General features: G+C 62.9%; 23 protein-coding genes. 8 read left to right on the top strand and 15 right to left on the bottom strand.

All coding sequences use genetic code 11. The annotated features are described in order from the left end of the window. Positions 1–20: 20 nt before the first annotated feature. The 3 genes from JAO73_RS06605 to JAO73_RS06595 all read right to left on the bottom strand — a co-directional run bounded on the left by JAO73_RS06605 (position 21) and on the right by JAO73_RS06595 (position 5,043). Positions 21–1,190: a tetratricopeptide repeat protein gene (locus JAO73_RS06605; RefSeq protein ID WP_198976304.1), complete on the bottom strand. Its 1,170-nt coding sequence runs from the start codon at positions 1,188–1,190 to the stop codon at positions 21–23. 117 nt (positions 1,191–1,307) lie between these two features. Continuing rightward, a complete protein-coding gene (locus JAO73_RS06600) occupies positions 1,308–2,441 on the bottom strand; it encodes a putative sensor domain DACNV-containing protein (protein ID WP_198976303.1) in 1,134 nt (377 codons plus the stop codon). 118 nt (positions 2,442–2,559) lie between these two features. After that, positions 2,560–5,043, bottom strand: a complete 2,484-nt coding sequence (locus JAO73_RS06595) for a TonB-dependent receptor (protein WP_198976302.1) — start codon at positions 5,041–5,043, stop codon at positions 2,560–2,562. 227 nt (positions 5,044–5,270) lie between these two features. Between JAO73_RS06595 and JAO73_RS06590 the strand changes: the two genes are divergently transcribed. Continuing rightward, complete coding sequence (locus JAO73_RS06590; protein ID WP_198976301.1) at positions 5,271–6,377, top strand: sensor histidine kinase; 1,107 nt, start codon at positions 5,271–5,273, stop codon at positions 6,375–6,377. 154 nt (positions 6,378–6,531) lie between these two features. After that, positions 6,532–7,224 (top strand): LytR/AlgR family response regulator transcription factor, encoded by a 693-nt coding sequence (locus tag JAO73_RS06585; protein WP_198976300.1) that lies wholly within the window; start codon positions 6,532–6,534, stop codon positions 7,222–7,224. Between the two features lie 7 nt (positions 7,225–7,231). Here the strand turns inward: JAO73_RS06585 and JAO73_RS06580 are convergent, their stop codons facing one another. After that, positions 7,232–7,819 carry a YdeI/OmpD-associated family protein gene (locus JAO73_RS06580; RefSeq protein ID WP_198976299.1) on the bottom strand — a complete coding sequence of 196 codons (588 nt, stop codon included), beginning with the start codon at positions 7,817–7,819 and terminating at the stop codon, positions 7,232–7,234. A gap of 11 nt (positions 7,820–7,830) precedes the next feature. Further along, positions 7,831–8,445 carry a TetR/AcrR family transcriptional regulator gene (locus tag JAO73_RS06575; RefSeq protein WP_198976298.1) on the bottom strand — a complete coding sequence of 205 codons (615 nt, stop codon included), beginning with the start codon at positions 8,443–8,445 and terminating at the stop codon, positions 7,831–7,833. A 280-nt stretch (positions 8,446–8,725) separates the two neighbouring features. Here JAO73_RS06575 and JAO73_RS06570 point away from each other — a divergent pair, with 280 nt between their 5' ends. After that, positions 8,726–9,607, top strand: a complete 882-nt coding sequence (locus tag JAO73_RS06570) for an NmrA family NAD(P)-binding protein (RefSeq protein WP_198976297.1) — start codon at positions 8,726–8,728, stop codon at positions 9,605–9,607. 596 nt (positions 9,608–10,203) lie between these two features. Next, entirely contained in the window at positions 10,204–10,671 is a 468-nt protein-coding gene (locus JAO73_RS06565; RefSeq protein ID WP_198976296.1) for a peroxiredoxin family protein, read from the top strand. Positions 10,672–10,734: 63 nt separating this feature from the next. Here the strand turns inward: JAO73_RS06565 and JAO73_RS06560 are convergent, their stop codons facing one another. Further along, positions 10,735–11,478: an SDR family oxidoreductase gene (locus JAO73_RS06560; protein WP_198976295.1), complete on the bottom strand. Its 744-nt coding sequence runs from the start codon at positions 11,476–11,478 to the stop codon at positions 10,735–10,737. Between the two features lie 76 nt (positions 11,479–11,554). Next, the gene (locus JAO73_RS06555) at positions 11,555–12,448 is read right to left on the bottom strand and encodes an AraC family transcriptional regulator (protein WP_198976294.1); all 894 of its coding nucleotides are present in this window, start codon (positions 12,446–12,448) and stop codon (positions 11,555–11,557) included. Between JAO73_RS06555 and JAO73_RS23330 the strand changes: the two genes are divergently transcribed. Beyond that, complete coding sequence (locus JAO73_RS23330; protein WP_317191205.1) at positions 12,420–13,016, top strand: DUF805 domain-containing protein; 597 nt, start codon at positions 12,420–12,422, stop codon at positions 13,014–13,016. The two genes, JAO73_RS06555 and JAO73_RS23330, sit on opposite strands and share 29 nt — an antisense overlap. An 80-nt stretch (positions 13,017–13,096) precedes the next feature. Here JAO73_RS23330 and JAO73_RS06545 read toward each other — a convergent pair whose 3' ends face one another. Beyond that, a complete protein-coding gene (locus tag JAO73_RS06545) occupies positions 13,097–13,837 on the bottom strand; it encodes an SDR family oxidoreductase (RefSeq protein ID WP_198976292.1) in 741 nt (246 codons plus the stop codon). A gap of 91 nt (positions 13,838–13,928) precedes the next feature. Beyond that, positions 13,929–14,816, bottom strand: a complete 888-nt coding sequence (locus JAO73_RS06540; RefSeq protein ID WP_198976291.1) for a helix-turn-helix domain-containing protein — start codon at positions 14,814–14,816, stop codon at positions 13,929–13,931. Between the two features lie 281 nt (positions 14,817–15,097). On the opposite strand from JAO73_RS06540, the gene JAO73_RS06535 reads away from it, so the two are divergent. Next, on the top strand, positions 15,098–15,664 hold the full coding sequence (locus JAO73_RS06535) for a hypothetical protein (protein WP_198976290.1): 567 nt from the start codon (positions 15,098–15,100) through the stop codon (positions 15,662–15,664). Positions 15,665–15,747: 83 nt separating this feature from the next. Here the strand turns inward: JAO73_RS06535 and lpdA are convergent, their stop codons facing one another. Continuing rightward, on the bottom strand, positions 15,748–17,154 hold the full coding sequence (lpdA, locus tag JAO73_RS06530; protein ID WP_198976289.1) for a dihydrolipoyl dehydrogenase: 1,407 nt from the start codon (positions 17,152–17,154) through the stop codon (positions 15,748–15,750). Between the two features lie 257 nt (positions 17,155–17,411). Between lpdA and JAO73_RS06525 the strand changes: the two genes are divergently transcribed. Continuing rightward, positions 17,412–18,917 carry a phage tail-like protein gene (locus JAO73_RS06525; protein ID WP_198976288.1) on the top strand — a complete coding sequence of 502 codons (1,506 nt, stop codon included), beginning with the start codon at positions 17,412–17,414 and terminating at the stop codon, positions 18,915–18,917. Between the two features lie 52 nt (positions 18,918–18,969). On the opposite strand, the gene JAO73_RS06520 is transcribed toward JAO73_RS06525, so the two are convergent. The 3 genes from JAO73_RS06520 to JAO73_RS06510 form a co-directional block, all read right to left on the bottom strand. Next, positions 18,970–19,830: an SDR family oxidoreductase gene (locus JAO73_RS06520; protein ID WP_198976287.1), complete on the bottom strand. Its 861-nt coding sequence runs from the start codon at positions 19,828–19,830 to the stop codon at positions 18,970–18,972. A gap of 112 nt (positions 19,831–19,942) precedes the next feature. Next, positions 19,943–20,815 carry an AraC family transcriptional regulator gene (locus JAO73_RS06515; RefSeq protein ID WP_198976286.1) on the bottom strand — a complete coding sequence of 291 codons (873 nt, stop codon included), beginning with the start codon at positions 20,813–20,815 and terminating at the stop codon, positions 19,943–19,945. Positions 20,816–20,835: 20 nt separating this feature from the next. Continuing rightward, entirely contained in the window at positions 20,836–22,497 is a 1,662-nt protein-coding gene (locus JAO73_RS06510) for a M1 family metallopeptidase (protein ID WP_198976285.1), read from the bottom strand. Between the two features lie 86 nt (positions 22,498–22,583). Between JAO73_RS06510 and JAO73_RS06505 the strand changes: the two genes are divergently transcribed. Further along, the gene (locus JAO73_RS06505; RefSeq protein WP_198976284.1) at positions 22,584–23,507 is read left to right on the top strand and encodes an EamA family transporter; all 924 of its coding nucleotides are present in this window, start codon (positions 22,584–22,586) and stop codon (positions 23,505–23,507) included. Positions 23,508–23,514: 7 nt separating this feature from the next. Here the strand turns inward: JAO73_RS06505 and JAO73_RS06500 are convergent, their stop codons facing one another. Together JAO73_RS06500 and JAO73_RS06495 are read right to left on the bottom strand one after the other, a co-directional pair. Further along, the gene (locus JAO73_RS06500; protein ID WP_198976283.1) at positions 23,515–24,060 is read right to left on the bottom strand and encodes a DUF4126 family protein; all 546 of its coding nucleotides are present in this window, start codon (positions 24,058–24,060) and stop codon (positions 23,515–23,517) included. Positions 24,061–24,212: 152 nt separating this feature from the next. After that, positions 24,213–24,593 carry a hypothetical protein gene (locus JAO73_RS06495; protein ID WP_190925889.1) on the bottom strand — a complete coding sequence of 127 codons (381 nt, stop codon included), beginning with the start codon at positions 24,591–24,593 and terminating at the stop codon, positions 24,213–24,215. Positions 24,594–24,604: the final 11 nt, after the last annotated feature.

The following is a 24,604-nucleotide window of genomic DNA, read 5'->3' as shown; positions in this document are numbered from 1 at the left end:
GCCTTGGTGCGGGCACGCGGCTAGGGCTTGCTCTCGGCCAGTCCTTTTTCAATCATCTGAAACAACGGGTTGTCGGGCTTGGCTACTTTTTTCAGCTGCGTTTGGGCGGTCAGGAAATGCGGGCGGGCCACCTGCGGACGCTTGAGCTGCATGTTGAGAATGGCCAGGTACAGGTGCAGCAGGCCCTGCGCGGCGGGCGTGTTGGGGGCGGTGGGCAGTTGGCTGCTGAAAAACGCTTCGGCCTCGGCCCACTGGCTTTGGGCCTGGTAGATGTCCATGATGTCGGAAAACATCTGGTCGTCGGCCGGATTGAGGCGGTAGAGGCGGGTGGCCCAGGCGGGGGCGTCGGCCGCGTGCGTGTTCACGGCGAGCTCCAGCAGGCTGCGCACCGTGGCGTAGTGCTGGGGCTGCAGGTCCAGGCTTTGCAGCAGCGCCTTTTTGGCCTCGGCGGGCTGCTGTTGCTGCTGGTAGAGCTCCCCGAGCATGCGGGCGGCGTCGGCTTTCAGGGCGGGGTCGGTGTAGAGCCGGAGCGAGGTTTGAGCGTAGGGAATGGCTTCGGCCGGCTTTTTTAGCTGCAGCAGGGCATACGCCAAGTTGTAGGGAGCGTCGGGGTATTGCGGATTGAGGGCGATGGACTTCTCAAACGGGGCCACGCTGGGCTGGGCCCGACCCTGCGCGAGGTGGCTGTAGCCCACGGCGTAATACGTCATAAAATCGCCCAGCTGGTGCGCATGGGCCCGGCCGTAGTGCTCAATCACCAAATCCAGCAGTTGCGCTTCGGTCTTGTCCTGCTCGCCGCAGTGGCAGAGCATGGCGCGGTAGTAATAGTCGCCGAGGCCCTGGCTGAGGCGGTAATCCTGCGGAAACTGTTTCTGCAGCCGCGCCAGCGTTTGCGGCATGTCGAGCAGGTGCATGCTGTAGTTGCCTTCCTTGCCGCGCAGGCGCTCCACCGTTTCGCCCGCGGCCAAGTCCTTCAGCCCGAAACCCTGAAAGTTGAGCGCAATGAGGTAGTAGTTAAGCAGGAGCTTTTCCTTTTGCAGCACCACGGCGGGCTGCTGGTTTTTGGGGTCCGCTTTGTCGAGGACCTGGTAGGCCGATTCGTATTTTTTCTCACTTTCCAGCTTGGCCGCCTGCGCCAGTGCGGCTGGGGCGGTGGCCTGGCTACACCCGTGGCGCGCAGCCAGCAGCATGCATACCAAGAGAGCGTATCGGCGTATATAAAAAGGCATCGGACAGTAGAGCTCGGGCGTGAAAACAGGCAGCGAAGCTAACCATAAAAACGACGGATGCAGCCCGCTCATTTCGCTTCAGAGCAGCAGCACATCGATGCGGTGAGCGTGCACCTGCTGCAAATCTTCCGACCAGGCGAAGACCGTAAAAAAGCCGTCCATGGAAGCCACCAGCGCAATGGCATCGCGCTGGTCGTGCACGAATTGAGCGGCGGCCAGGTGGCGGGTGCCGCCATTCTGGGCCGGATGCAGCTGCCGGGGCTCGCTGCCCACCACGGGCTCGGTGAGCGTCATCGTTTCGACGGGCGTGCTGGTGGCGGCGCGCGTCACCTTGGCCCCGAAAGCCAGCAGGTGGTAGTCCTGGGTGATGACGGTGGCCCCATCCACGGCCGTGAAGCCGCCCACCACGCCGATGCTGCGGTGCAGCTGGTCTTGCCGGCGGCGGCGCGACTGCCCCGGCCGGCGCCGCAGCGTGATGCCCTTGTAGGCCGGTGTCACCGGGTACGAAAGTGGGTGCACCACCGATTCCTGCCACTTGTCGGAGCCGGGGGGCACCACCAGCACCAGGCCGCCGCGGCCGTGGGCGCGCATGGTGGCGGCCAGTTCCAGCAGCACGTTGTCGACCTCGCCGGAACCGGCCGAGGGCAGGCTCCTGCCGGGCAGGAAGGCGCGCAGGGCCGGGCAGTCGGCCAGGCCGCCGTGTTCCTCGTCCACCAGCTGCAGATGGTCGCCGCGCAGCACGGCCACGTTCACGTACTTGCCGAAGCCGCCCACGCGGCGGTGCTTCACCACCAGCAGGCCCGGCTCCACCACTTCGAGCACAAAACACAGCGACGGAATGGTGTTGGCCGTGCCCCATATATAGAGCCCGTCGGCGTCGTGCCACACGCCGAGGTGAATGCCGGGCTGCTCCACGGCGGGCGCCAGCTTGAGCAGGTTGTAGGGCGTGAGGCGGCGCTTGTGGCCAAAGAGCAGCGGCCGCCGAATTTGTTCGGGCGGCAGCAGGGCCAGCGAAATGCGCGGCGGGTGGCCTTCCTCGCGGCGCAGGCTGGCCCAGAAGGTCACGTCAAGCACGGCTTCGACCCACAGCGCCTCGGGCGGCGCGGCCAGCCGGTCGGCCTCTTCCAGGCTGGCGGCGTGGTGCCGGGCAAAGTGGGCCTCAATCATGGGCGCGGCCATGCGCGCCGTGAGGTAGGTGGGTTCGGAAAGCATGTGGGGTGGGTGCAGCAAAGGGGCGGAGCAGAAAAGTACGGTCAGCAAAAGAACGTCATGCAGCGCTGCATGACGTTCTTTTGCTGCTTGGGTTATCCCCCAACACCCTCCTGGCCGCTTAGTTATCCATGCGCAACTTTTCGGCCTCGATGCCGGTGCTGCGGCGCTGGCTGGCTTTCACGTTTTTGTTGCCGAACTTGTAGCTGAAGTTGAGCTTCACGAAGCGGCTTTCCACTTTGTCGGCATTCACGGAGTTTATGCCGTTGGAGAGCACCGAGTAGCGGTTCTGCTGGGTGTTGAACAGGTCACTCACGTTGAGGGTGAGCGTGGCGGCGTCCTTGAACAGCGACTTGGAGACGCCGAAGCTGCTGCTGAAGCGCGACTGGAAGGCCAGCCCGCCGAAGGTCATCGGCGACATGTACATGGCCGAAACTTCGGCTTTGAAGCCCTGAGGCAACGTGATGGTGTGGTTGGTGGAGAGGTAGGCCGAGGGGCGAGCAGCGCCCAGGCCCACAGTGGCGGTGTTGTTGATGCGGGCGTATTCGAGGCCGAGGGTGGTCACGGTCATCCACTTGTTGTTGCGGAAGGGCTTCATGAGCGTGGTGCTGGCCGAGAGGGATTCGGCGCTGCGGAAGTTGTCGAAGGAATTGACCACGACCTGGGTGGCGTCGTTTTTCTGGTAGGTTTCCATCAGCACGTCGGTGTGGTGGCCGTAGCTGATGGAGGTGGTGAGCAGGTTGTTGTAGGAGTGCGTGAACTCGAAGTTGTGCGAGAACGAGGGGCGGATGTTGGGGTTGCCCTGGGCGTAGCGGTACTGGCTGATGTAGGTGACGAAGGGGTTGACGATGCCGAAGCGGAACCGGTCAATCTTGCGGCTGTAGGAGAAGCCGAGCTGCACTTTCTCCGACTGGTTGTACTGCACGGCCACGCTGGGAAACAAGCTCAGGTAGTGGCGCTGGGTGCTTTGGCCGGTGGTGAGGGAGGTGCCGTCGGTGTTGGTTTGCTCGGCGCGCAGGCCCACTTGCACGTTCGTTTTCTGCACGGTGCGGGCGTAGGAGCCGTAGGCGGCGTTGATGTTTTCGCGGTAGATGAAGTGGTTGGTTTTGCCGAGGTCCACGGTCCAGGGCCGGCCGGCCGTGGCCTGCTCCCAGCGGATGTCGTTGTCGGTGGTGGTGAAGGTGGTTTTCAGGCCGGCTTCCAGTGTGCCCTTGTGGAGCGGCTGGCTGTAGTCAGCCGAAGCGGAACGCACCGAGTTGCGTGCCGGCGAATTGTCGCGCAGCAGGTTGGCGGGGCCGGTTTCCTGCATCGCGCCGTCGAAATTGCGCGTGTCATACTCGTTCTGCCAGGCCTTCTGGTAGCCGAAGTAGTCGGCGTTCAGGCTCAAAGTGCGGCCGGTGGTGTCGAGGGTGGTTTTATAGTACACATTCACCGAGGGGCTCAGGAACCGGGCGGTGCCGTCGGTGGCCACGAGCGAGGAGCTGAGCGGCGCGTTGGTGCTGAGGTTGGCCAGGTTGTCGGCGGCGCGGTCGCGGGTGTTGAGCATGCCCTTCGCGGTGATGCCGAAGGACGTGGTTTTGCTCAGCGTGTAGTCGAAGCCCAGCTTGGCCGAGTTGTTCTGGCTGAGGCGCACCTCGCGGCCGCTTTCGCGGATTTCGAGCTCGCCGCCGGCCGTGCGCAGGGCACTGGTGGTGCTGTAGGTTTTGTTTTCCTGGCGGTCGAGGCTGCCGAAGACGTTCAGCTTGGCGGTACGGTGGTTGAGGCTGAGGCCGGCGTTGTAGCGGCCGTACTGGCCGGCGCCCACGCCCAGCGTGGCCACGCCGTTGGTGCCGAATTTCAGGCTTTTCGTGGTGATGATGTTGATGAGGGCGGCGCCGTTGGCGTCGTAGCGGGCCGAGGGGTTGGCAATGACTTCGACCTTATCCAGGGTGTTGCCGGGCATGGCGCTGAGCAGGGTTTTCAGCTCGTCGCCGCTGAGGTTGGTGGGCTTGCCGTCGAGGAGCACGGTCACATTCTTGCCGCGAAGCTGGAATCCTGCCCCGCTTTCGAGCACGCCGGGGGCGCGGCCCAGCACGTCGTAGGCGGTGCCGCCGGCAGCGATGGGGCTGGCGGCCACGTTGAGCACCAGCTTGTCGGCCCGCTGCTCGATGAAGGGCTTGGTGGCCGTCACGGTCACGCCAGCCAGCAGCTTGCGGTCGGCGGCCAGCAGCACGGGGGCCAGGGCAACGGGCTTATCGGCAGCCACGGTGAGGGCCACGGGCGTGGCGGTTTTGTAGCCCACGTAGCGCACCTGCAACGTGTAGCGCCCGGCCGGCACGGCCTCAAAGCGGAAGGCGCCCTGCGCGTCGCTCACGGTGCTGAGCAGGGTTTTAGTTTCATCAGTTGCTTGCAGCACCACGGTGGCAAAGGGCAGCGCCTGGCGGCCGAGGCTGTCGGCCACGGTGCCGGTGAGGGGCTGCGCTGTGGCGCGGCTGGGCGACTGGGCAGCCACTTTAGCAGCGGCAGTGCCTTTGGTGACAGCTTGAGCAGCGGCGGGAGCCTGAGCGGCGGCGGGCAGGGCGGCGAGGGCACTTAAGAGCAGAACGGAGGCGGGAGCGTTTTTCATGGCGTACCGGAAGAGGTTGTGAAGGGAGGTGACCCGAGCCGCTAACCGGCTGGGAATGGGACAAAGCAACGGCGGCAAAAAGGCCTTTGCCCGCGTTTTTCGACCATTCCGGCCCACTTTCCGACCAAAGCCCGCGCCCGGTTTTTTGGTCGAAAAAATCCCCGCATTAGTCGAAAAACAGCCCGACCCGCAGCCGACGCCCGCCCAAAAACTGCCACCTTCGCCCCATGCAAGCCCCCCCTCCTGCCGACCGTCCCAGCCGGTTCCCCCTATTGTTTGAACTCCTGATTTGGGCGCTCTACGTGGGCGTGTTCAAGTATGCACGCTTCATGGAAGATGCCGCCACGGTGCACCGGCCCGGCCACAGCAGCAACTTCCCTTACCCGCAGCTCATCCTGTTTGCACTGCTGGCCACGGCCTACGTGGTGCCCTACTACCGCTGGCTGGTGCCCGTGCTGCTGCGGCAGCGGCGCTACGCCCTGCTGGGCATCGGCACGCTGCTCTACCTGTGGTGGGGCACCAAGCTCAACACCTGGCTGGCGGCGCTGCTGTTTGTGCCCGTGGCCGCGCCTCCCCTGCTTACCGACTTCTACCAGCAGCTAGCCGCGCTGTCAGGCGCGCAGCTGCTGCACGTCGCCAACCCCTACCTGGGGCTGCTGCTCACCGATTTCCTGGCCTTTAGCTGCGTGGCCTTCGTGCGGGTGGCGTTCGAGCAGGAATACCGACGCCGGCACGTGGAGCGCGACCACCTGGCCCTGCAGCTGGCTCAGCTCAAGAGCCAGCTGCAGCCCCACTTCCTGTTCAACACGCTCAACAGCATCTACGGTCTCAGCCTGGCCGGCTCGCCCGAAACGCCGCGCTTCATCCTGCTGCTCTCGGAGCTAATGCGCTACGTGCTGTACGACAGCGGCAAGGAGTACATCGCGCTGCCCGAGGAAATCGCCTTTCTGGAAAACTACTTCGAGATGGAGCAGCGCAAATACGCCGGCGCGCGCATCACGCTCACCACCGCCGGGCCGGGCGCGGCGGGCCTGCAGGTGCCGCCCCTGCTGCTGCTGCCGCTGGTCGAAAACAGCTTCAAGCACGGCCGGCACCACTACGCCGATGATGCCAGCGTGGATGCCATCCTCACCACCGCGCCCGGCCGCCTGCACTTCGTCATCGAAAACGACATGTTGCCCGCCATGCCCACGGCCGCCGGCAAGCCCCGCAGCGGCGGCATCGGCCTGGTGAATATCCGCCAGCGGCTGCAGCTGTATTACCCCAACGCCCACGAGCTGCTGCTGTCGGAAAAGGACGGCCGGTATCGGGCCGAGCTGACGTTGAGGGTGTAACTGCACGCCTGCACTAAAGTAGCCCGTCATGCAGAGCGCAGCGAAGCATCTTGCCCGCAGGCAGTAATCCAATCGATTGATTTAGTTGTGGCGGGCAAGATGCTTCGCTGCGCTCTGCATGACGTTCTTTTGCCAAGCCTATACGCTACAACCCATGCCCTCCGCCCCCATCCGCTGCCTGATTGTTGACGACGAGCCGCTGGCCCATCAGGTGCTCACCCAGTTCATCAACCAAACGCCGGGCCTGGTGCTGGCCGGCACCTGCCGTAACGCCATGGAAGCCCACGAGCACCTCACCAGCCAGCCCGTCGATTTGCTGTTTCTCGACATCGAGATGCCGCTGATGAACGGGCTGGCCTTCCTGCGCACGCTCAAGCACCCGCCCCAAACCATCATCACCACCGCCTATCGCGAGTACGCCTACGAGGGCTACGAGCTCGACGTGCTCGACTACCTGCTCAAGCCCTTCAGCTACGAGCGGTTTCAGAAAGCCACCGGCCGCTACCAGCCGCCCGCGCCCGCCGCGGCCCCGGCCGAGGAGCGCCACCTGCTGCTCAAGGACCAGGGCGGCCTGCTGCGGGTGCCGCTGGGCAGCATTCGCTACGTGGAGGGCTGCAAGGACTACGTGAAGGTGGTGACCACCGCCAAAACCTACCTGCACCACGCCACCATGAAGGAAATGGCCGACCAGCTGGGCCCCGAGTTCGGCCGCACGCACCGCTCCTTCATCGTGGCCGCCGCGCACATCCAGCGCCTGCTGCCCGAGCAGGTGCTGCTGGCCGATGGCACGGCCCTCCCCATCGGCAATTCCTACAAGCCGGAGCTGCTGGCCTGGTTTAAGAAGTAAAGCCGTCCTATTCCCGGTCGTAGTTTGCCCGCTTGCCCAGGGCAGCCATGCGCACGGTTTCGGCCACGCGGCGGGCGCGGGTTTCGGGCTGCTTGGCGCTCAGCACCCAAGTGAGAATCTGCTTGCGCGCCGAGAGCGAGAAAGCCGCAAAGTTGGCCTGGGCAGCTTCGTTGGCAGCTAAAGCGTCGGCCAGGTCCGCGGGCACGGCGCCGGCTTCGGCCGCGTCGAGGCTTTCCCAGGCGCCGTTTTGCTGGGCGCGGGCAATGGCGGCCAGCCCGGCGGGCTGGAGCTGGCCGGCGGCGTCGAGGCGCAGCAGCCGCTCCTTGTTCACCTTGCTCCAGCCGCTGCGGGGCTTGCGCGGCGTGAAAAGCAATTGAGTGCGGTCGGCGTCGAGCTTGCGCGGGTGCGAGTCTATCCAGCCGAAGCAGAGGGCTTCTTCCACCGCCTCGGGGTAAGTCACGCTGGGCTGGCCGCTGGACTTTTTGCAGTACACCAGCCACACGCCGGGGCTGCTGGCGTGGTGCGTGGCCAGCCACTGCCGCCACTCGGCGCGGCTGGCGGGCTGGGCTTGGGCGAAGGCGTCGGTGCGGGACATGGGCAGCGGCGTTATTGGGGGAGCAGAATGGCGGCCACCACGTTGCGAACGGCCGCTACATCAATGGCCGGGCAATTGCCCAATTCCTCGGAAAAAGTAGCCGCCGGCTCTGCAAAGCCAAACAGCGCCCGGGTGAAGCGCGGGTAAACCAGCGGCGCCAGCAGCGTGTGCGCCAGGTGCTGGCTGGCCGCGGCGTCCACGTTCATCCGCTCGCTCAGGAACTGCGCCACGCGGCCCTGGGCGCTTTCGAACATGGCCTCGTGCAGCCGCACCGTGCCCTGCGGAAACCGCTCGGCCTCGGTGATGGCCAGCCGGCACAGGCGCACGGGCTTTTCAGACAAGATGGCGTTGAGGAACCGGGCGCAAAACAGCACGAGGGCCTGTTCGGTACCGGGGGCGTAGTCGGCGGGCCCTTGCAGGCGGTGCTGCTGCAAATCCAGCACGAAGTCGAACACGGCCAGGAACAGGTTTTCCTTGCTGGCAAAGTGCGCGTAGAGCGTGCGCTTGGTGGTGCCGGCCTGCGCCGCAATGCGGTCCATGGACGCGCGCTCGAACCCGACTTCCAGGAACACGGCCTTGGCGGCAAATAGCATTTCGGTCCGAAGCTCGGCCCCACGTTTGGCCATCCTGTTTGGTGAATAAATAGCGGAAGTTTCCATTGCCGCGGCGACACGCTTCGGCAACCAGCGGCATGGCGGCCGAAGCCAGCGCGCCTGAATAACAGCAGCGCAGTGCCCGCCAAGGCGGGTTGCTTACCTGCAAAAATCGGGCTTCCGAACGGTATAAGCGCTATCCAGCCCGCTAATGAACGGCTTTTCTGAAACCAGCAAAAAAAAATCGGCTGAAAACATACAAGTATACTATACCGTATAGTATACTTACAGCACAAACCTAACCCAATACATCATGAGAATAATCATTACGGGTTCGCTCGGCCACATCAGCCGGCCCCTCACGCAGGCGCTGGTGCAGCAAGGCCACGCCGTCACGGTCATCAGCAGCAAGGCCGAAAAGCAAGCGGCTATTGAAGCCCTCGGCGCCACCGCCGCCATTGGTTCGCTGGAAGACGTGGACTTCCTGACCGCCACCTTCACCGGCGCCGACGCCGTGTACGCCATGGTGCCGCCCAATTTTGCCATCCCCGATTTTCGGCCGTACTACAACCGCCTGGGCCGCAACTACGCGCAAGCCATTGCCCAAGCCGGCGTGAAGCGCGTGGTGCATCTGAGCAGCTACGGCGCCGATTTGGACCACGGCACGGGCATCATCCTGGGCGCGCACGACGTGGAGCAGCTGCTCAATGCCCTGCCTGGCGTGGCGCTCACGCACTTGCGCCCGGTGTATTTCTACTACAACTTCTACAATCTTATCGGAATGATAAAAACGGCCGGCTTCATCGGAACCAACTACGGCGGCGAAGACAAGCTGCTGCTGGTGGCCCCCGCCGACATTGCCGCGGCCGCCGCCGAAGAGCTGACCAAACCCGCCGTGCCCGGCCAGGACGTGCGCTACATCGCCAGCGACGAGCGCACCGCCACCGAAACCGCCCGCATCCTGGGCGCGGCCATCGGCAAGCCGGATTTGCAGTGGGTGGTGCTGCCCGATGAGCAGTACCGCAGCGGCATGGAACAGAGCGGCATGCCCGCCCAACTGGCCTCCGATTTCACCGACCTGGGCATCAGCAGCCGCAGCGGCGCCATGCGGCGCGACTACGACCGCAACCCGCCCCAATCGTTGGGCAAGGTGAAACTAGAAGACTTTGCCAAAGAGTTTGCCGCAGCGTTCTGACGCTTGCTGGCTTTTATGCGAAGAGGCTGCCTTGCGAAGGCAGCCTCTTTTCATTGAGGCACCTGCAAGGCGGCCCTTGCGGGCGGGCCATAATCGAAGGCTGCCATCAAAGGCTACGGGGCCACGCACATCGCCACCCAACGCTTCTGCCACCAGGAAAACGGCCGCCCCGACTGCGGCAATTCCAAGAGTTCGTGATGGTGTGGCAGCACCTGGAAAATCACCCGCGTCGTGAGCTACGACCATTGAGGCTTTGTTGTCCGGAAGCGGGTGTCGGGCATTGAGAAGTCAGCCTTTGTCACCGGACTAAGGTACTGGAAAAGCGGTGGAAGCGGCAGTAGCTTCGGCAGCTTTAGACGCTATATTCGTCCCTCCATGTCTGAATTTCAATTAATGAATTCTTCTCACGTCTATCTAAATAACTAAACCAAAATATGAGCAATTACAAGTTCTTATTATTATTCATTTATACTCTCTCATCTTGTTCAATTAGAAGAGAGAACACATATGAAGAGAATTTTGCGCTGTGTAAAAAAAGACCAAGTGCAAATAAAGACACTGTCAATTACTCGAGACTTAACTGGGATTACGATTGCATGAAGGGCTCGCTTGGGCCTGTTTTCACAGCTATGACTAATCGCGGGGACAGTGTAAGCACAAAGCCGGCTAATGGGAAAGCTATGGTTCTGTATTTCTGGCTCACCACCAAATTTGACCCACCAGAATTTGCGCGTTCAAGTGCAGAGCATATAGATGCTTTGAATGCTTTATATCATAAGTTTTCTAGGCAAGTAGATTTTATTGGATTTCCCGTTAATAATTCAGCCGACGTCCGGGAATACTTCAAGAAACATCCGCTGGATTTTCCTCAAGCCGTGGGTGGCGCAACAGCTGATAAAGAAGCCTACATAACCCAAAATACAACTCCTCTTGTGATATTCATCAATAGCAAGGGTAGGGTTGTTGATATACGCCCTGGCAGCTTTAAAAGGAAAAAATTACTAATCAAAGAGTACACCCCAATTATTCAGGCCTGCCTGTCTAACATTGAAAATGCTGAATAAAAAGAGGCTGAAGCTCCCGTAGCTTCAGCCTCTTTTTATTTTGGCCGCCGGGCGGGGCGAGGGCTACCAGGGAATCTCGCCGGTGGCCGGGTTGTATTCTTCGCTAACGAACTTGCCGGTGGGGCCGTGGGCGTCGAGCAGGGCGTATTTCACGACGCGGGCGCCGGCTTCCTGCACGGTGCCGGTGCCGCGGTGGCCGTTGAAATCGGTGGCGACGAAGCCGGGGTCCACGGCATTCACTTTGAAGGGCGTGTCGCGCAGCTCGTAGGCCAGGTTGATGGTGTACATGTTGAGCGCCGACTTGGAGGAGTGGTACACGGCCGCTTTGTGGTTGTAATACTTATAGCCGTGCACGGGGTCGCTGTGCAGGGTGAGCGAGCCCTGGGCCGAGCTGACGTTCACGATGCGGGGCGCCGGCGACTGCCGCAGCAGGTCGAGGAAGGCCTGCGTCACGGCTATCACGCCGAAGAAGTTGGTATCGAACACCCGCTGGAACTGGCTGATTTCGGAGGTGAGGGCCGATTGCGGCATGCCGCCGTTGATGCCGGCGTTGTTGATGAGCACGTCGAGGACGTCGGTTTGCTGGCCGATGGCGGCGCGGGCGGCCTGCACGGAGGCGGGGTCGGCCACGTCGAGCTGCACGGGTTCCACCTGGGTCAGGCCTTCGGCGTGGAGCTGGGCCACGGCTTGGTGGCCGTTTTCGGGGTCGCGGCTGCCGAGGTACACGTAATAGCCTTGCTGCAGGAGCAGCCGGGCGGCTTCAAAACCGATGCTTTTGTTGGCGCCGGTAATCAGGGCTTTTTTCATGGCAAGAGGGTGTTGCTTATTGAACAACACAAAATTACCGGGCCCCAGTAGCGCCGTTACGGCACATTTGGCGGCATCACGGGTACATTTCGCGGTTGCTGGCGCGGTACTCGGCCGGGGTGAGGCCGGTTTCGCGCTTGAAGAAGCGGCTGAAGTAGGACGCATCGGCAAAACCCAGGTCGTAGGCAATTTCCTTCACCGACTGCGGCGTGTGGAACAGCAGGCGCCGGGCCTCCAGCACCAGCCGCTCCTGGATGTGGGCAATGGCCGGCTTGCCGCTCTGGGCCTTCACCACCTCGCTCAGGTGCCCGGCCGAGATGTGCAGCAGGGCCGCATAGGCACCCACCTCGTGCCGCTCGCGAAAGTTTTCCTCAATTCGGGCCCGGTATTTCCGCAGCAGCAGCTGGTCGGCCGAGGGCTCGTCGCCCGGAAACTGCTCGGTGTAGAGCCGGCTGAGGTAGGTGAGCAGCACGGTGAGGTGGGCCGTGAGCATGGGCTGCTGCCACTCGCCGGGCCGCTGATACTCGGCTTCGAGCCGGGCCAGGGTATCTTCCACAAAGGCCACATCGGCGGGCGTGAGGAGCAGCTCGTGGCCGTTTTGGGGGTTGCGCAGCAGCGGCAGCTGCGCCAGGGCCTCATTGGGCTGCCGGGCCAGAAACTCGCGCGTAAACGCCACGCTGACGCCCCACAGCGGCGCGAGCTTTTCCTTGAGCTGCAGCTGGCCGGGAGCCGAGAAGTACAGCGCGTTTTCCTTGAGCACGTAGGGCGTCATGTCCACCCAGTGCCGGCTGCCGCCGCGCTGCACGAACACCAGGTGGTAGTAGTCCTTGCGGTGCGGCTGCAGCATGTTTTGCCGGAAGGCCGGTTGCTGGCCTTCGGCTCGCGTTAGCTGGAAGTAGCGGTTGCCGGGAGCGTCCGGCGGCGTCAGGGGGTAAAGCGGGATGGGCTGGTCGAGCAGTAGCGTGGGCATGGGGCAAGGCAGGTTAACAAATCGTGCTAACGCAGGGACACAATATTGCGAACTGAATTCGGATGCGTACTTTTCCCCGGCATTCATCCGGCGCCTCTGCCGGTTGGGGAAGTGGAGCCCAGAACCCACGCTAAAAAACGGGGCGTTACCGAAAAGCCTTACGAGTAGGATTTGCTACCCCATTTTTTTCATGCAATACTTTTTACAAGCACTTCGGAATTATGCAGTGTTCAGCGGGCGCGCCCGCCGGAAAGAATACTGGATGTTCGTTCTCTTTCAACTCATCTTCGGCATAGTCGCCATGACGCTGGACAGCATGCTCGGCCTGGCCATTGCCCCGCTGCCGTACGGCTACATCTACGTGCTGTTCTCGCTGGCCATGCTGCTGCCCGGACTGTCCTTGGCGGTGCGGCGCCTGCACGACGTCAACAAAAGCGGCCTGTTCCTGCTCATCGCCTTCATTCCGCTGGTGGGCGCCATCTGGCTGCTGGTGCTGATGTGCACCGAAGGCACCCCCGGCGACAACCAGTACGGCCCCAACCCCAAAGGCCAGGTCTTGGCGTTCTAGTAAAACCGGCCTGACGCAACGAAAAAGCGGCCGAAGCTTCTCTAGCTTCGGCCGCTTTTTCGTTGCGTCAGGCGCTAGAATTACCAGGGGCTGATGCCCGTTTCGGGCGCGTTGTCGTCGCTGAAAAACTGGCCGGTGGGGCCATCCGAAGCCAACAGGGCCGCTTTTACCACGCGGGCGGCCGCATCGGGCACGGTGCCGGGGCCGCTGTGGTGGTTGAAGTCGGTGGCGGTGTAGCCGGGGTCCACGGCGTTCACTTTGAAGGGCGTGTCGCGCAGCTCGTAGGCCAGGTTGATGGTGTACATGTTGAGCGCAGCTTTGGACGAGCCATAGGCGGCCGTCTTCACGGCGTAGTATTTCCAGGTGGGGTCGGCGTTTAAACTCACCGAGCCCAGGCCCGAAGTCACGTTCACAATGCGGGGCTCGGCCGAGGCCCGCAACAGGTCGAGGAAGGCCTGGGTGGTCTGCACCACGCCGAATACGTTGGTGTCGTACACTTCTCTGAACGTGGCCACGCTGGTATCGATGGCCGTTTGGGGTACTCCCCCACCGCTGATGCCGGCGTTGTTGATGAGCACATCGAGCACAGGCGTCTTTTGGCCGATGGTCTGGCGGGCAGCGGCTACCGAAGCAGCGTCGGTGACGTCGAGTTGCACGGGCTCGACCTGGGTGAGGCCTTCGGCATGGAGCTGGGCCACGGCCTGCTGGCCGTTTTCAAGGTTGCGGCTGCCCAGGTACACGTAAAAACCGTGTTGGAGCAGCTGGCGAGCGGTTTCGAAGCCAATGCTTTTGTTGGCACCGGTGATGAGGGCGAATTTCATGAGAGGGTTTTAACTGGGTTAGTAGAACAACACAAAAGTCCCCTCCCCCGCCGCGGCGCCCTAACAAGATTCAAACGAAAGAGTAAGAAATTCAAACCGCCGGCAGGGTGCGGCCCACCATTGCCCGATGGGCCGAGGGCGTGGTGCCGGTTTGCTTCTTGAAGAAGTTGTTGAAGTAAGTTGGATACTCGAAGCCCAGGCTGTAGGCAATTTCGGCGGTGCTCCAGTCGGTGTGCTGCAACAGGGCCCGGGCCTCGCGAATCAGGCGCTCGGCGATGTGCACGGAGGTGGTTTTGCCGGTGAGGTCGCGCACGGTCCGGTTGAGGTGGTTGACGTGCACCGAGAGCTGGCGGGCGAAGTCGCCGGGCGTGCGCAGCTTGAGGCCGTGGGTGGGCGAGTCGATGGGAAACTGCCGCTCCAGCAAGCCCTGAAACAGGGCCGCAATGCGCGTGGCGGCGTTGGGGTGCTGGTAGTAGCTGGCCTGCGGCTGCAGCTTCAGCGCCTCGTGCATGAGCAGGTTGAGGTAGTTGCGGATGACCTCCTGCTGGTACACGTAGCCCGAGTTCATCTCCTGCAGCATCTTGCGGAAGAAGTAGCTCAGGTCGGCGTACTGCGCCTCGTCCACCAGATACACCGGGTCGGAGCCGAGCCGGAACAGCGGCGACTCCTGCAGGCTGGCCGCCCGGTCGTTCACGATGAGAAACTCCTCCGTGAACATGCACAGGTAGCCGCCCTGCTCTTCCGAAACGGGCTCCCAGGAATAGGGAATCAGTGGGTTGGAAAACACCAGCGCGGGCCGGTCGATGAGCACGCCGCGGGTGGCGTAGTTGTAGCGGCTGCTGCCGGTGAGCAGCGAAATCTTGTAATAGTCGCGCCGCCCAAACGCCACCTTGTCGCTGATGAACTGCTCGCGGGCGTACACGTTGAAGCTGCCCGTGGCGACGGGGGCGTTAGCGGGCGTGAGGGACAGGGTCGACATGCTTCAAAAGTAAGCACATCAAACCGAGCGAAGGTTTGTGGTTCGGCGCGAAGGTTTGTGGTTCGGAAGCGGTTGGCGGGCGTTCGGAAGCCAGGGTTTGTGGTTCGGAAGCCGTTGGCGAGGCTTCGGAAGCGGTTGGCGGGTGTTCGGAAGGGAAGGTTTGTGGTCCGGAACCGGTTGGCGGGCATCCGGAAGCCGCTGGTGGGACTTCGATGCGGTTAGCCCGACTCTACATTTGCGTCTGTGGCATTACTTTCTAGGCCCTTCACTACAGTTGCCTAATGGAATACGTATTTGGGCTGATTTTTACGCTGCTTAAGGTTGCGGTACAGGCGTCGGTTTACGCCACGTTATTCCTCGTTCTAATCAGCGTGTGGGCTAGGTTCTCGCCAGATTCAGGGCTGGCAAAATTCACTTCTAATGGCAAGCGGGTTTGGTGGCAAAGCGGATTAGCGGCTTCTCTGGCCCTCTGCTTAATTGCAAACACTCCTTGGGGTAATCACGGCTTGGGCGATTACGCTCGGATTCCCCTAGGGCATGGCCTGGCAATTGAGGAGTTGAATGGTACAACGGCCTATTTTGAACCTGTTTCAATGACTGAACAATCGGATGTAATTACTGAGGTTGTTTCTTACCAGGTTTCCAACGATATACTCTGTGCAAAAATGAATGACGGTCGATACTTCACCTATGACTTAGCGGCAAGACACTACCAACCCTTTGCCGACAGCACCGCCTATAATTCAACTGCCCAAAAGCTAGGTTTACCAGTAGAAACCCAATTCGAATCTTTTGCTAAACATTACAATCGGTATTGGGAAAACTGGCGATTCTGGCTTTTGGCATAGCAATCTACTTTGCTAGAAACAGCAAGAGGCTGAAGCTCCCGTAGCTTCAGCCTCTTGCTGTTTCTGCCGTAGGGCGGCAACAATTACATATGAATTGCCCGGTTCTCCGTGGCGGCCAGGCAAGCCTCTTTCATGGCCTCGGCGTAGGTGGGGTGCGAGTGGCTCATGCGGGCCACGTCCTCGGCGGAGGCGCGGAACTCCATGGCGGTCACGGCTTCGGCGATGAGGTCGGCGATGCGCGGGCCAATCATGTGCACGCCCAGGATTTCGTCGGTGGTTTTGTCGGCCAGCACCTTCACGAAGCCGTCGGTGTCGCCGCTGGCGCGGGCCCGGCCGCTGGCTTTGAAGGGGAACGAGCCCACTTTGTAGGCCTTGCCCTGCTCCTTGAGCTGCTCCTCGGTGTAGCCCACGCCGGCCACTTCGGGCCAGGTGTACACCACGCCGGGGATGAGCAGGTAGTTGATGTGCGGCTTCTGGCCCACGATGGTTTCGGCCACAAACACGCCTTCTTCCTCGGCCTTGTGGGCCAGCATGGCGCCGCGAATGACGTCGCCGATGGCGTAGATGCCGGGCACGTTGGTTTGCAGGTGCTCGTCGACCTTGATACGGCCGCGCTCTTCCATCTGCACGCCGGCGGCTTCCAGGTTGAGGCCGGCGGTGTAGGGCACGCGGCCCACGGCCACGAGGCAGTAGTCGCCCTCAAACTTCACTTCCTCGCCCTTGGCGTTGGTGGCCGTCACGGTCACGGTGTCGCCGTCGCGGGTGGCGCCGGTCACTTTGTGCGAGAAGAAGAATTCGATGCCGATTTTGCCCAGCACGCGCTTCAGTTCCTTGCCCAGGCCGCGGTCCATGGTCGGGATGATGCTGTCCATGAACTCTACCACGCTCACTTTGGCGCCGAGGCGGGCGTACACGGAGGCCATTTCGAGGCCAATCACGCCGCCGCCAATCACAATCATGTGCTTGGGTACTTCGCGGATGTTCAGGGCCTCGGTGCTGGTGATGATGCGCTCCTTGTCCTGGGCGATAAACGGCAGCACCGTGGGCTTGGAACCGGTGGCGATGATGACGTTTTTGGTTTCAATCTGCTGGGCCTCGCCGCCTTCGCGGGGCACGATGCTGATGTGGGTTGCGTCGATGAACGAACCAACACCGGTGATGACGTCGATTTTGTTCTTCTTCATCAGGTAGGAAATGCCGTCCACGTTGGCCTTCACCACGCCGGCCTTGCGGTCAATCATGCGGTTCATGTCCACGCGCAGGTTGTCGAGGCCAATGCCGTGGTCGGCGAAGGCCGAGTGGGCGTTGTGGTAGTGCTCCGACGAGTCGAGCAGGGCCTTGCTGGGGATGCAGCCCACGTTGAGGCAGGTGCCGCCCAGGGTGGGGTATTTCTCGATGAGGGCCGTTTTGAGGCCCAGCTGGGCGCAGCGGATGGCCGCTACATAGCCGCCGGGGCCGGAGCCGATGACGGTGACGTCGTATTGATTCATGAGCCGGAAGTTCGGTGATGGTTCGCGGCCGCGAAGGTACGGCACAGCAAAGGTGGGTGGTGCATAAAAGAACCGCCTGCCACGTGCCGTTGGCTTTCCCGGCGCACGCTGATAACAATTCAGCAAGCGTTTCGGCTCCCCGCCCACTACCGCCGCGCGGCCGTTCACATACCACCCGCCGTTGTTGACTATCGAAGCTTGGCGGGCGCGAGGGCCTGGAATTATTTCGGGTTATTCTTTCAACTCGAACCCACGCTATGAAATACCTGTACTTGCTGGCCGCCGGCCTGTTGGCCGCCACCCCCGCCCTGGCCCAAACCACCTCCGGCGGCGTGCGCATTGGCGCGCCCGGCGCCCCCGATGCCGCTGCGGCCCTCGACATTTCGGCCACCGGCAAGGGCCTGCTCATCCCGCGCATGGACTCGGCCACCCGCGCCGGCATTGCCGCGCCGCCCGACGGGCTGATGGTGTTCCAAACCGACGGGCGTCAGGGCTTCTGGTACTGCGTGGGCGGCGCCTGGCTCTACATTCCCGACAAGACGCGCAGCGGCGACAACCTGGGCAACCACACCGCCACCCGCAACCTCAACCTGGCCGGCAACCGCCTGGTGGGAGGCACGCCCGCCGCGCCCGGCGCCGTGGGGCTGCGCGTTGATGGCAACGGCCTGGTGCGCCTGGCCACTGCTCCCCGCCCCTTCGGCGTCTACGACAACGCCGCCGGCCTCTACCTCACCGACGTCGACGCGGGTTTCCTCGTGCGCACCAGCATCGGCTACGGCTCCACCACGCCGCCCGCCTCGGGCCAGGGCGACCGGCTGATGTGGACGCCCTACTACGGCTCCTTCCGGGCCGGCGGCGTCGATGGCACCCAGTGGGACGCTGCCAACATGGGTTTCTACTCCGCCGCCTTCGGTTACAACAACCTGGTCGCGGGCCTCTACAGCCTGGCCGCCGGCTACAACAACAACGTGCGGGGCAGCTACGCCACCTGCCTGGGCCGCGACAACGCCGTCGACCAGCTCTCCTCCGGGGCCTTGGTCATCGGCCGGAACTGCCGCGCCAAGGGCAACTACAATCTTGCCGGAGGCCTCAACAGCAAGGTGCAAGGCAACTACTCCGTGGCCCTGGGCGAGCGGTGCACTGCCAACGCCGCCAACGCCATCGCCCTAGGCCGCTTCGCCTCGGCCAACGGCCGAAGCGGCACCTTCGTCATCGCCGACGCCACCGGAAACGACTCGCTGCGCGCTTCGGCCAACAACCAGTTTTCGGCCCGCTACGTGGGTGGCTACCGCCTTTTCACCAACGCAGCCATGACCGTGGGCGTGAGTTTGGCGGCCAACGGCGGCAACGCCTGGCAGGTTATTTCCGACTCGACCAAAAAGGAGCGGCGTCGTCTGGCCGACGGCAACCAGTTCCTGGCCCGCATCGACGGCATGCGCCTGGGTTCGTGGAACTACAAGGGCCAGGACGCGCGCACCATGCGCCACTACGGCCCCATGGCACAGGATTTCTACGCCGCCTTCGGGCACGACGGCGTGGGCACCATTGGCAACGACACCACCATCAACCAGTCCGATTTCGACGGCGTGAACCTCATTGCCATTCAGGCCCTCTACCGCCGCGTGCTGGCCCTGGAAGCCGAAAACGCCGCCCTGCGCCGCCAGCAACCGGCGCCCGCGGCCCCGGCCAGCGCCACCACGGCCGCGCTGGAAGAGCGCCTGCGCCGCCTCGAAGCCCTGGTGGGCGGGCAGGCCCAGCGCTGAAGCAGCCTTTCACCCTTCGGTCTGCGCCGTTTTGCTTGCGGCTCAATGGCCGCTATAGCTTATACAGCTGCTTTACCCCTTCCCTGAGCGACGTGGGCGGCCGGCCCAGCGCCGTGGCCAAATCGGGGCATACTTCCGATTCCTGGCCGTTTTTAATATCAGCCAAGAAGCCGATGGTACGCTCGATGGCCAGTTCGGGCACGCCGCGCTGCCGCATGCCGGCCGCGAAGGCAACGTCGTCGATGGGCGTGTAGCGCACTTGTTTCCCGGAAGCTTCCGTGAGAGCGGCGGCCACGTCGTGGAAGCTATAGGTTTCGGCGCCAGTGAAGCGGTAGGTGCGGCTGGTGAAGTCGCGCGCCAGCAGCACGTTGGCAATGGCCTCGCCCATGTCGCGGCGCAGGGCAAAGGACACCCGCCCCTCCCCGACGGGCAGGTTGATGCCCGTTTCCAGCACGTTGGGGCCGGTGAAGAGCGGCAGCACATCCATGTACAGAATGTTGCGAAAGAGAATGTGCGGCAGCCCGCTGGCCTGAATGTAGGCTTCGGTATCGAAGTGGCGCACCATGAGCTTGTTGACCAGGGTGCTGGGGTCTTTCAGGGCCCGGCCGGTGTAGGCCAGGCACTGCACGCCGGCGCGCTGGGCAGCATCTACCACGTTTTTGTGCTCCTGCAGGGCCTCGTCTTCGCCCCCGCCCGAGATGAGCAGCACCTGCTCGATGCCCTGCAGGGCGCGGTCGAGCGCGGCCGGGTCGCCGTAGGTGCCGACGCGGATGCTCACGCCCTGCGCTTGCAGCGCGGCGGCTTTTTGCGCGTCGCGCACCAAGGCGGCTAGCTGGGTGGCGGGGGTGTTTTGCAGCAGGGTTTGCAGCACGGCGGTGCCTAGGTGGCCGGTGGCTCCGGTTACTAAAATCATGACGAGGAAGGTTGCGTGGGGGTGAATAGCGACTGCAAAATTCTCCGCCAGGAACCGCCTCGGGAATGGCCAGAGGGCGGCAGGCTGTGGCGAAAAGGCGGCAACCGCCGTTTCAGCTCGCCTGCCGGTAGGCGGTGGGCGACAGGCCCGTGCTGTTTTTAAAGAACCGGCTGAAAGCGAACTGGTCGGCAAAGTGCAGGCTGGCGGCCACTTGCTGAATGGGCAAAACCGGGTTTTGCAGCAGGGCCTTGGCTTCGAGCACCACGGCTTCGGCTATCCACTCGCTGGCGGTCCGGCCGGTTGCGTCCTTCACCAGCTCGCTGAGGTATTTGGGCGTGATGCACAGGGCGGCCGCGTAGAAGCGTACGCTGCGGGCGGTGGCGCTGTGCGCCTGCACCAGCTGCCGGAAGGCCGCCGCTAATTGCTGGCTGCGGGTGCGGCTGGCCGGGAGCGGCGCGGGCTGTAGGTCATCGTAGAGCGCGCCAATCTCAAAGAGCAAGCTATTGAGAATGCTTTTTAGAATATTGTCCCGCTCGGTACTGCGCGTCTTGTACTTCTGCTGCAGAAAGCGGAAAGAGTCCGCTATATTCTCGGCCTGGGCGGCCGAAAGTTGGAGCACGTAAGTGGGCGGCGCAACAAGAAAGCGCAGTTTCCCGGTGGCCGCGTTGTTGTTCGTAATGAAGTCCTTGGTGAAGAAAATGGACAGTGTTTCGTAATCGTCGGTAATGTACTGCCACTCTTTGATGACGTCCGGCGTGGCCAGTATCAGGCAGTTCGGGCCGATGGTGTAAGTTTCCAGATTCGCCTTTAGCTCGGCTTTGCCCCGGAGGCAGAGGCTGATTTTGTAGTAGTCGCCGCGGTACGGGCGGTCCAGCGGAATCTTCGGTTTTATGGGGGCCGCGTAATCGGGAAAGTAGACTTCCACCGGGGCTCCTTCGGGGCTGGCAAACGCCTGCAGCTGGTAGGTTGGGATATGTTCGCTCATTGGGGAAGGGCTGGCGCGGGTCAGTCCACCAGCACGCCGATGTAGAAGTTCAACGTGTCGACTTCCAGCGTTTCGCGGGTGGCGCCGGCCACTTCCTTCATCTCGGTGAAACGGGCAGTGGGCTTGATGAGCTGATAGTCGCCGCCTTTGCGCCGCACGCGCACCGGCATGTCAAACTTGGGCACTTCGCTCACCCAGCGGGCTAGGGTTTTGCCGTCCTCGAAGCGGACTTCCAGGATGGGCAGGCTGGCGTGGCGCAGGTACTGGTCGAAGACTTTGGTAAAATCCTGGCCGCTCTCGCGGTTGAGGTAGTCCATCACCTGCTGGCCGGTCACGGTTTGGTGGTAGAAGGTGCTGGAGAGGCCGCGGAGGATTTGGCGCCACTTCTCGTCATTGTTGAGGAGGGTGCGCAGCGTGTTGAGCAGGGCGCTGCCCTTGTCGTACATATCGCCCGAGCCTTCCTGGTTCACGCCGTAGGGCCCGATGATGGGCCCGTCGTTCTGGATGTTGCGGCGCTGACCGTGGATGTATTCCTGGCCGGCGGTTTTGCCAAACTGGCTTTCCACAAACAGCGCCTCAGAATACGTGGTGAAGCTTTCGTGCACCCACATATCGGCAATGTCTTGGGTGGTGATGTTATTACCGAACCACTCGTGCCCGCTTTCGTGGATGATGATGAAGTCCCACTTTGAGCCCCAGCCGGTATTGCTGCGGTCGCGGCCCAGGTAGCCGTTCTGGTACTTGTTGCCGTAGGCCACGGCACTTTGGTGTTCCATGCCCAGGTGCGGGGCATCAACGAGTTTGTAGCCGTCCTGGTACCACGGGTACGGGCCAAACCAGTGCTCCATGCTTTTGAGCATGGGCTTCACGTTGGCGGCAAACTGGGCTTTGGCCTTGGCCACGTTTTCGGGCAGCACCCAGTAGTCGAGCGTCAGCAAGCCCTTCTCGCCTTGGTACGAGTCCGAAAAATGTTGGTAGTCGCCCACGTTCAGGGCCACGTCGTAGTTGTTGATGGGGTTGCGCACGGCCCAGTCGAAGCGGGTGTAGCCACCTTTCAACTTGGTGGTTTTGCGCAGGCGGCCGTTCGACACGTCCTTCAGGCCCGTGGGCACGCTCACGCTGATGAGCATGCTGTCCACTTCATCGGCCTGCTGGTCTTTGGTGGGCCACCAGATGCTGGCGCCCGTGCCTTGGCAGGCCGTGGCCACCCAGGGCTTGCCGGCGGCGTCCTGCGTGAAGACCATGCCGCCGTCCCAGGGCGCCTTTTTGGCCACCGTGGGGTTGCCGGAATACTGCACCGTGAACTCGTCGCGGCTGCCCTTGGCAATGGTTTTCGGGAAGGTGACGAATACCGCGTTGGCCTCGCGGGCGAAAGGCACTTCCTTGCCTTTGTACAGCACTTTCTCTACCTGCAGGTTGGCAAACAGGTCGAATTGCAACCGCGTGAAATCCTGCGTGGCCGTGAATCGAAAGAGGTTCGTGCCGCTAATGAACCTCTTGGCCGGGTCCAGCTTCACGTCGAGGTGGTAGTAGTTGAGGTCGTAGCAAGTGCGCAGCGGCGAGGTGAGGCTGCCGCGCAGCGAGTCGGCGCGGGTGAAAGCGGGCTTGGGCTGCAGGAGCTGGGCGGCGGCCGGGCGTAGCGCCCCAAGCCACAGCAGAGCCAACAGGAGGTTCTTCTTCATTACACAAAACAACAACGAGCAGCAGGAATAAGCGCCCGGCCCCGCAGGTGGGCTTACGTAGTTTTGCGGTCATTCCTTTCCATTCCATGTCCGAACCTACTCCGGCCGCGCCGTCGCGGGCCGCGCTGCTCACGGCCTTTGCGCTGGTCTACCTCATTTGGGGCTCTACTTATCTGGTAATGAAGTTTGCCGTGGCCAGCATGCCCCCGCTGCTCATGGCCGGCACCCGCTATGCGTTGGCGGGCGGGTTGCTCTACCTGTTTATGCGCTGGCGGGGCGAGCCGGCACCCACCCGCCAGGGCTGGGGCTTCGCGGCCTTGATAGGGCTGTGCCTGCTGGGCTTTGGCAATGGCGGCACCACGCTGGGGGTGGTGTATTTGCCCAGCAGCATCACGGCGCTGCTGGTGGCCACGGTGCCTATGTTTCTGGCGGTGCTGGGTTGGGCCAGCGGGCTTTCGCCCCGGCCCACCAAGTGGGTGGCGCTGGGACTGGCCGCCGGCATGGCGGGCATGTACCTGCTGGTGGCCCACACCCACGCCGCGGCCGTGAAGCAGCCCGGCCACACCGGGCTGGGGGTGTTTGCGGTGCTGCTGGCTTCGCTGGTGTGGTCCATCGGCTCGCTCTACGCCAAAAACCACCGGCCGTCGGCCTCGCCCTTTCTCTCCGGCGGCATGCAAATGCTGTGCGGCGGCGTGGCCATGCTCGTGGTGGGCTTCCTGAAGGGCGAAGCGGCCGGGTTCGAACTGGCGCAGGTCACGGCCAAGTCGTGGGTGGCGTTTGCGTATTTGGTTTCGTTCGGGTCCATCGTGGCGTTCACGGCCTACATCTGGCTGCTGCGCGTGGTAGAGCCGGCCCTGGCGGGCACCTATGCTTTCGTCAATCCCGTGGTGGCCGTGCTGCTGGGCTGGGCCTTCGCCGGCGAAGTGCTGAACCCCCAAATGCTGGGCGGCGCCGCGCTCATCGTGCTGGCCGTGGTGCTGGTGGTGCTGGGCGGCCGGCAAAAGGCCTGACTGCGCCTCACAGTGGGCGCCACTCGCTCACGGCCGGACGCCGGGAGCCAATCAGCGCGGCGCCGCCGGCCAGCACCAGCGCGTCTTCGCCCACGCCCACCAGCGCCACCGGCACCCCCGATTTTTCGCTGATGCCCGTGCGCAGCGCGTAGCTCACGATGGTGGACGCAAACGCCACTGCCGCCCCCAGCAGCCCGCCGCCCAAAGCGCTGCCATGCCGCGAGCGGTACCAGGCCGCCCCTACCAGCGCCCCCGACAGCAGCCGACCGGCCAGCACCTCGGGCGCAATGCGGTTGGGGGTGCTGGGCAGCTTGTCGGCCACCATTTCGCCCGCGGCCACCGCTTTGAGCAGCCCGGCCGTGACGGGCTTTTGCAGAAAGCGCAGCCGCGAGCCCGCCAGCCCCGCGTGGGGCTGGCGCGACAAATAATGGCTCAGAAAGGCCGGGGCGCTCATGCTGCGCATGCCGGCCAGGGTGGCAAAGCCGACGGTGGGCCAAAAAGTAGCCGCGCGCCGGGGAGGCGTGGCATACGAGCGTTTCGAATTCTTTTGCATGGCGGGAAGAAATGAGCTTTGCTTAACGAAATTTCCCAGCCGCCGGATAAGCCGGCCGCTCCGCCCCCACCTGGCCCCGCCTGGCAGCACAAGCAAAAAGCCCGCTCACAACGGTGAACGGGCTTTTCCGGGCAAAACGGCTACCGCAACAATCAGTTGATTTCGTCGGCGTGCGAGCGCAGCACCTCGCGGGCAATGGCCAGGTTGGTTTCGCGCGAGTTCACCACCAGGTAGATGAACTTGTTGCCGGCCGAATTCAGCTTAATGAGGTGAAACTGATTGGTCAGCGTAATCAGAATATCCTCAATCTTCTCGCCGGCCAGCTTCAGAGCCGACATGGCTTTCTGCTTCTGCTTCACCACTTCGGTGTTATAGGCCGCGGCGGTTTCGGGGTTGAGGGCCGGCGAGTTCGAGTGCGAGGCCAGGGCCATGCCCGAGGTAACGTCGACCACCGCCACGGCCACCAGGCTCGGCAAATCGGTGATGATTCCATCGACTGCCTTCCCGGCAGGACTGTTGGTAGAGTAGGCCATATCGGCTATTG

Source organism: Hymenobacter miniatus (assembly GCF_016427455.1).
Classification (GTDB): Bacteria; Bacteroidota; Bacteroidia; order Cytophagales; family Hymenobacteraceae; genus Hymenobacter; species Hymenobacter armeniacus.
Note: the sequence above shows the minus strand (reverse complement) of the source record. Positions and strands in the feature narration are given on the sequence as shown.

Excerpts from the sequence above, each read along its gene's own strand:
- JAO73_RS06500 (WP_198976283.1), bottom strand. The coding sequence starts at position 24,060 with ATGCAAAAGAATTCGAAACGCTCGTATGCCACGCCTCCCCGGCGCGCG.
- JAO73_RS23330 (WP_317191205.1), top strand. The coding sequence starts at position 12,420 with ATGGGCTGGTCGAGCAGTAGCGTGGGCATGGGGCAAGGCAGGTTAACA.
- JAO73_RS06565 (WP_198976296.1), top strand. The coding sequence starts at position 10,204 with ATGAAGGGCTCGCTTGGGCCTGTTTTCACAGCTATGACTAATCGCGGG.
- JAO73_RS06580 (WP_198976299.1), bottom strand. The coding sequence starts at position 7,819 with ATGTCCCGCACCGACGCCTTCGCCCAAGCCCAGCCCGCCAGCCGCGCC.
- JAO73_RS06495 (WP_190925889.1), bottom strand. The coding sequence starts at position 24,593 with ATGGCCTACTCTACCAACAGTCCTGCCGGGAAGGCAGTCGATGGAATC.
- JAO73_RS06570 (WP_198976297.1), top strand. The coding sequence starts at position 8,726 with ATGAGAATAATCATTACGGGTTCGCTCGGCCACATCAGCCGGCCCCTC.
- JAO73_RS06505 (WP_198976284.1), top strand. The coding sequence starts at position 22,584 with ATGTCCGAACCTACTCCGGCCGCGCCGTCGCGGGCCGCGCTGCTCACG.
- JAO73_RS06575 (WP_198976298.1), bottom strand. The coding sequence starts at position 8,445 with ATGGCCAAACGTGGGGCCGAGCTTCGGACCGAAATGCTATTTGCCGCC.
- JAO73_RS06590 (WP_198976301.1), top strand. The coding sequence starts at position 5,271 with ATGCAAGCCCCCCCTCCTGCCGACCGTCCCAGCCGGTTCCCCCTATTG.
- JAO73_RS06540 (WP_198976291.1), bottom strand. The coding sequence starts at position 14,816 with ATGTCGACCCTGTCCCTCACGCCCGCTAACGCCCCCGTCGCCACGGGC.
- JAO73_RS06510 (WP_198976285.1), bottom strand. The coding sequence starts at position 22,497 with ATGAAGAAGAACCTCCTGTTGGCTCTGCTGTGGCTTGGGGCGCTACGC.
- JAO73_RS06535 (WP_198976290.1), top strand. The coding sequence starts at position 15,098 with ATGGAATACGTATTTGGGCTGATTTTTACGCTGCTTAAGGTTGCGGTA.
- JAO73_RS06555 (WP_198976294.1), bottom strand. The coding sequence starts at position 12,448 with ATGCCCACGCTACTGCTCGACCAGCCCATCCCGCTTTACCCCCTGACG.
- JAO73_RS06545 (WP_198976292.1), bottom strand. The coding sequence starts at position 13,837 with ATGAAATTCGCCCTCATCACCGGTGCCAACAAAAGCATTGGCTTCGAA.
- JAO73_RS06600 (WP_198976303.1), bottom strand. The coding sequence starts at position 2,441 with ATGCTTTCCGAACCCACCTACCTCACGGCGCGCATGGCCGCGCCCATG.
- JAO73_RS06560 (WP_198976295.1), bottom strand. The coding sequence starts at position 11,478 with ATGAAAAAAGCCCTGATTACCGGCGCCAACAAAAGCATCGGTTTTGAA.
- JAO73_RS06515 (WP_198976286.1), bottom strand. The coding sequence starts at position 20,815 with ATGAGCGAACATATCCCAACCTACCAGCTGCAGGCGTTTGCCAGCCCC.
- JAO73_RS06525 (WP_198976288.1), top strand. The coding sequence starts at position 17,412 with ATGAAATACCTGTACTTGCTGGCCGCCGGCCTGTTGGCCGCCACCCCC.
- JAO73_RS06605 (WP_198976304.1), bottom strand. The coding sequence starts at position 1,190 with ATGCTGCTGGCTGCGCGCCACGGGTGTAGCCAGGCCACCGCCCCAGCC.
- lpdA (WP_198976289.1), bottom strand. The coding sequence starts at position 17,154 with ATGAATCAATACGACGTCACCGTCATCGGCTCCGGCCCCGGCGGCTAT.
- JAO73_RS06520 (WP_198976287.1), bottom strand. The coding sequence starts at position 19,830 with ATGATTTTAGTAACCGGAGCCACCGGCCACCTAGGCACCGCCGTGCTG.
- JAO73_RS06585 (WP_198976300.1), top strand. The coding sequence starts at position 6,532 with ATGCCCTCCGCCCCCATCCGCTGCCTGATTGTTGACGACGAGCCGCTG.
- JAO73_RS06595 (WP_198976302.1), bottom strand. The coding sequence starts at position 5,043 with ATGAAAAACGCTCCCGCCTCCGTTCTGCTCTTAAGTGCCCTCGCCGCC.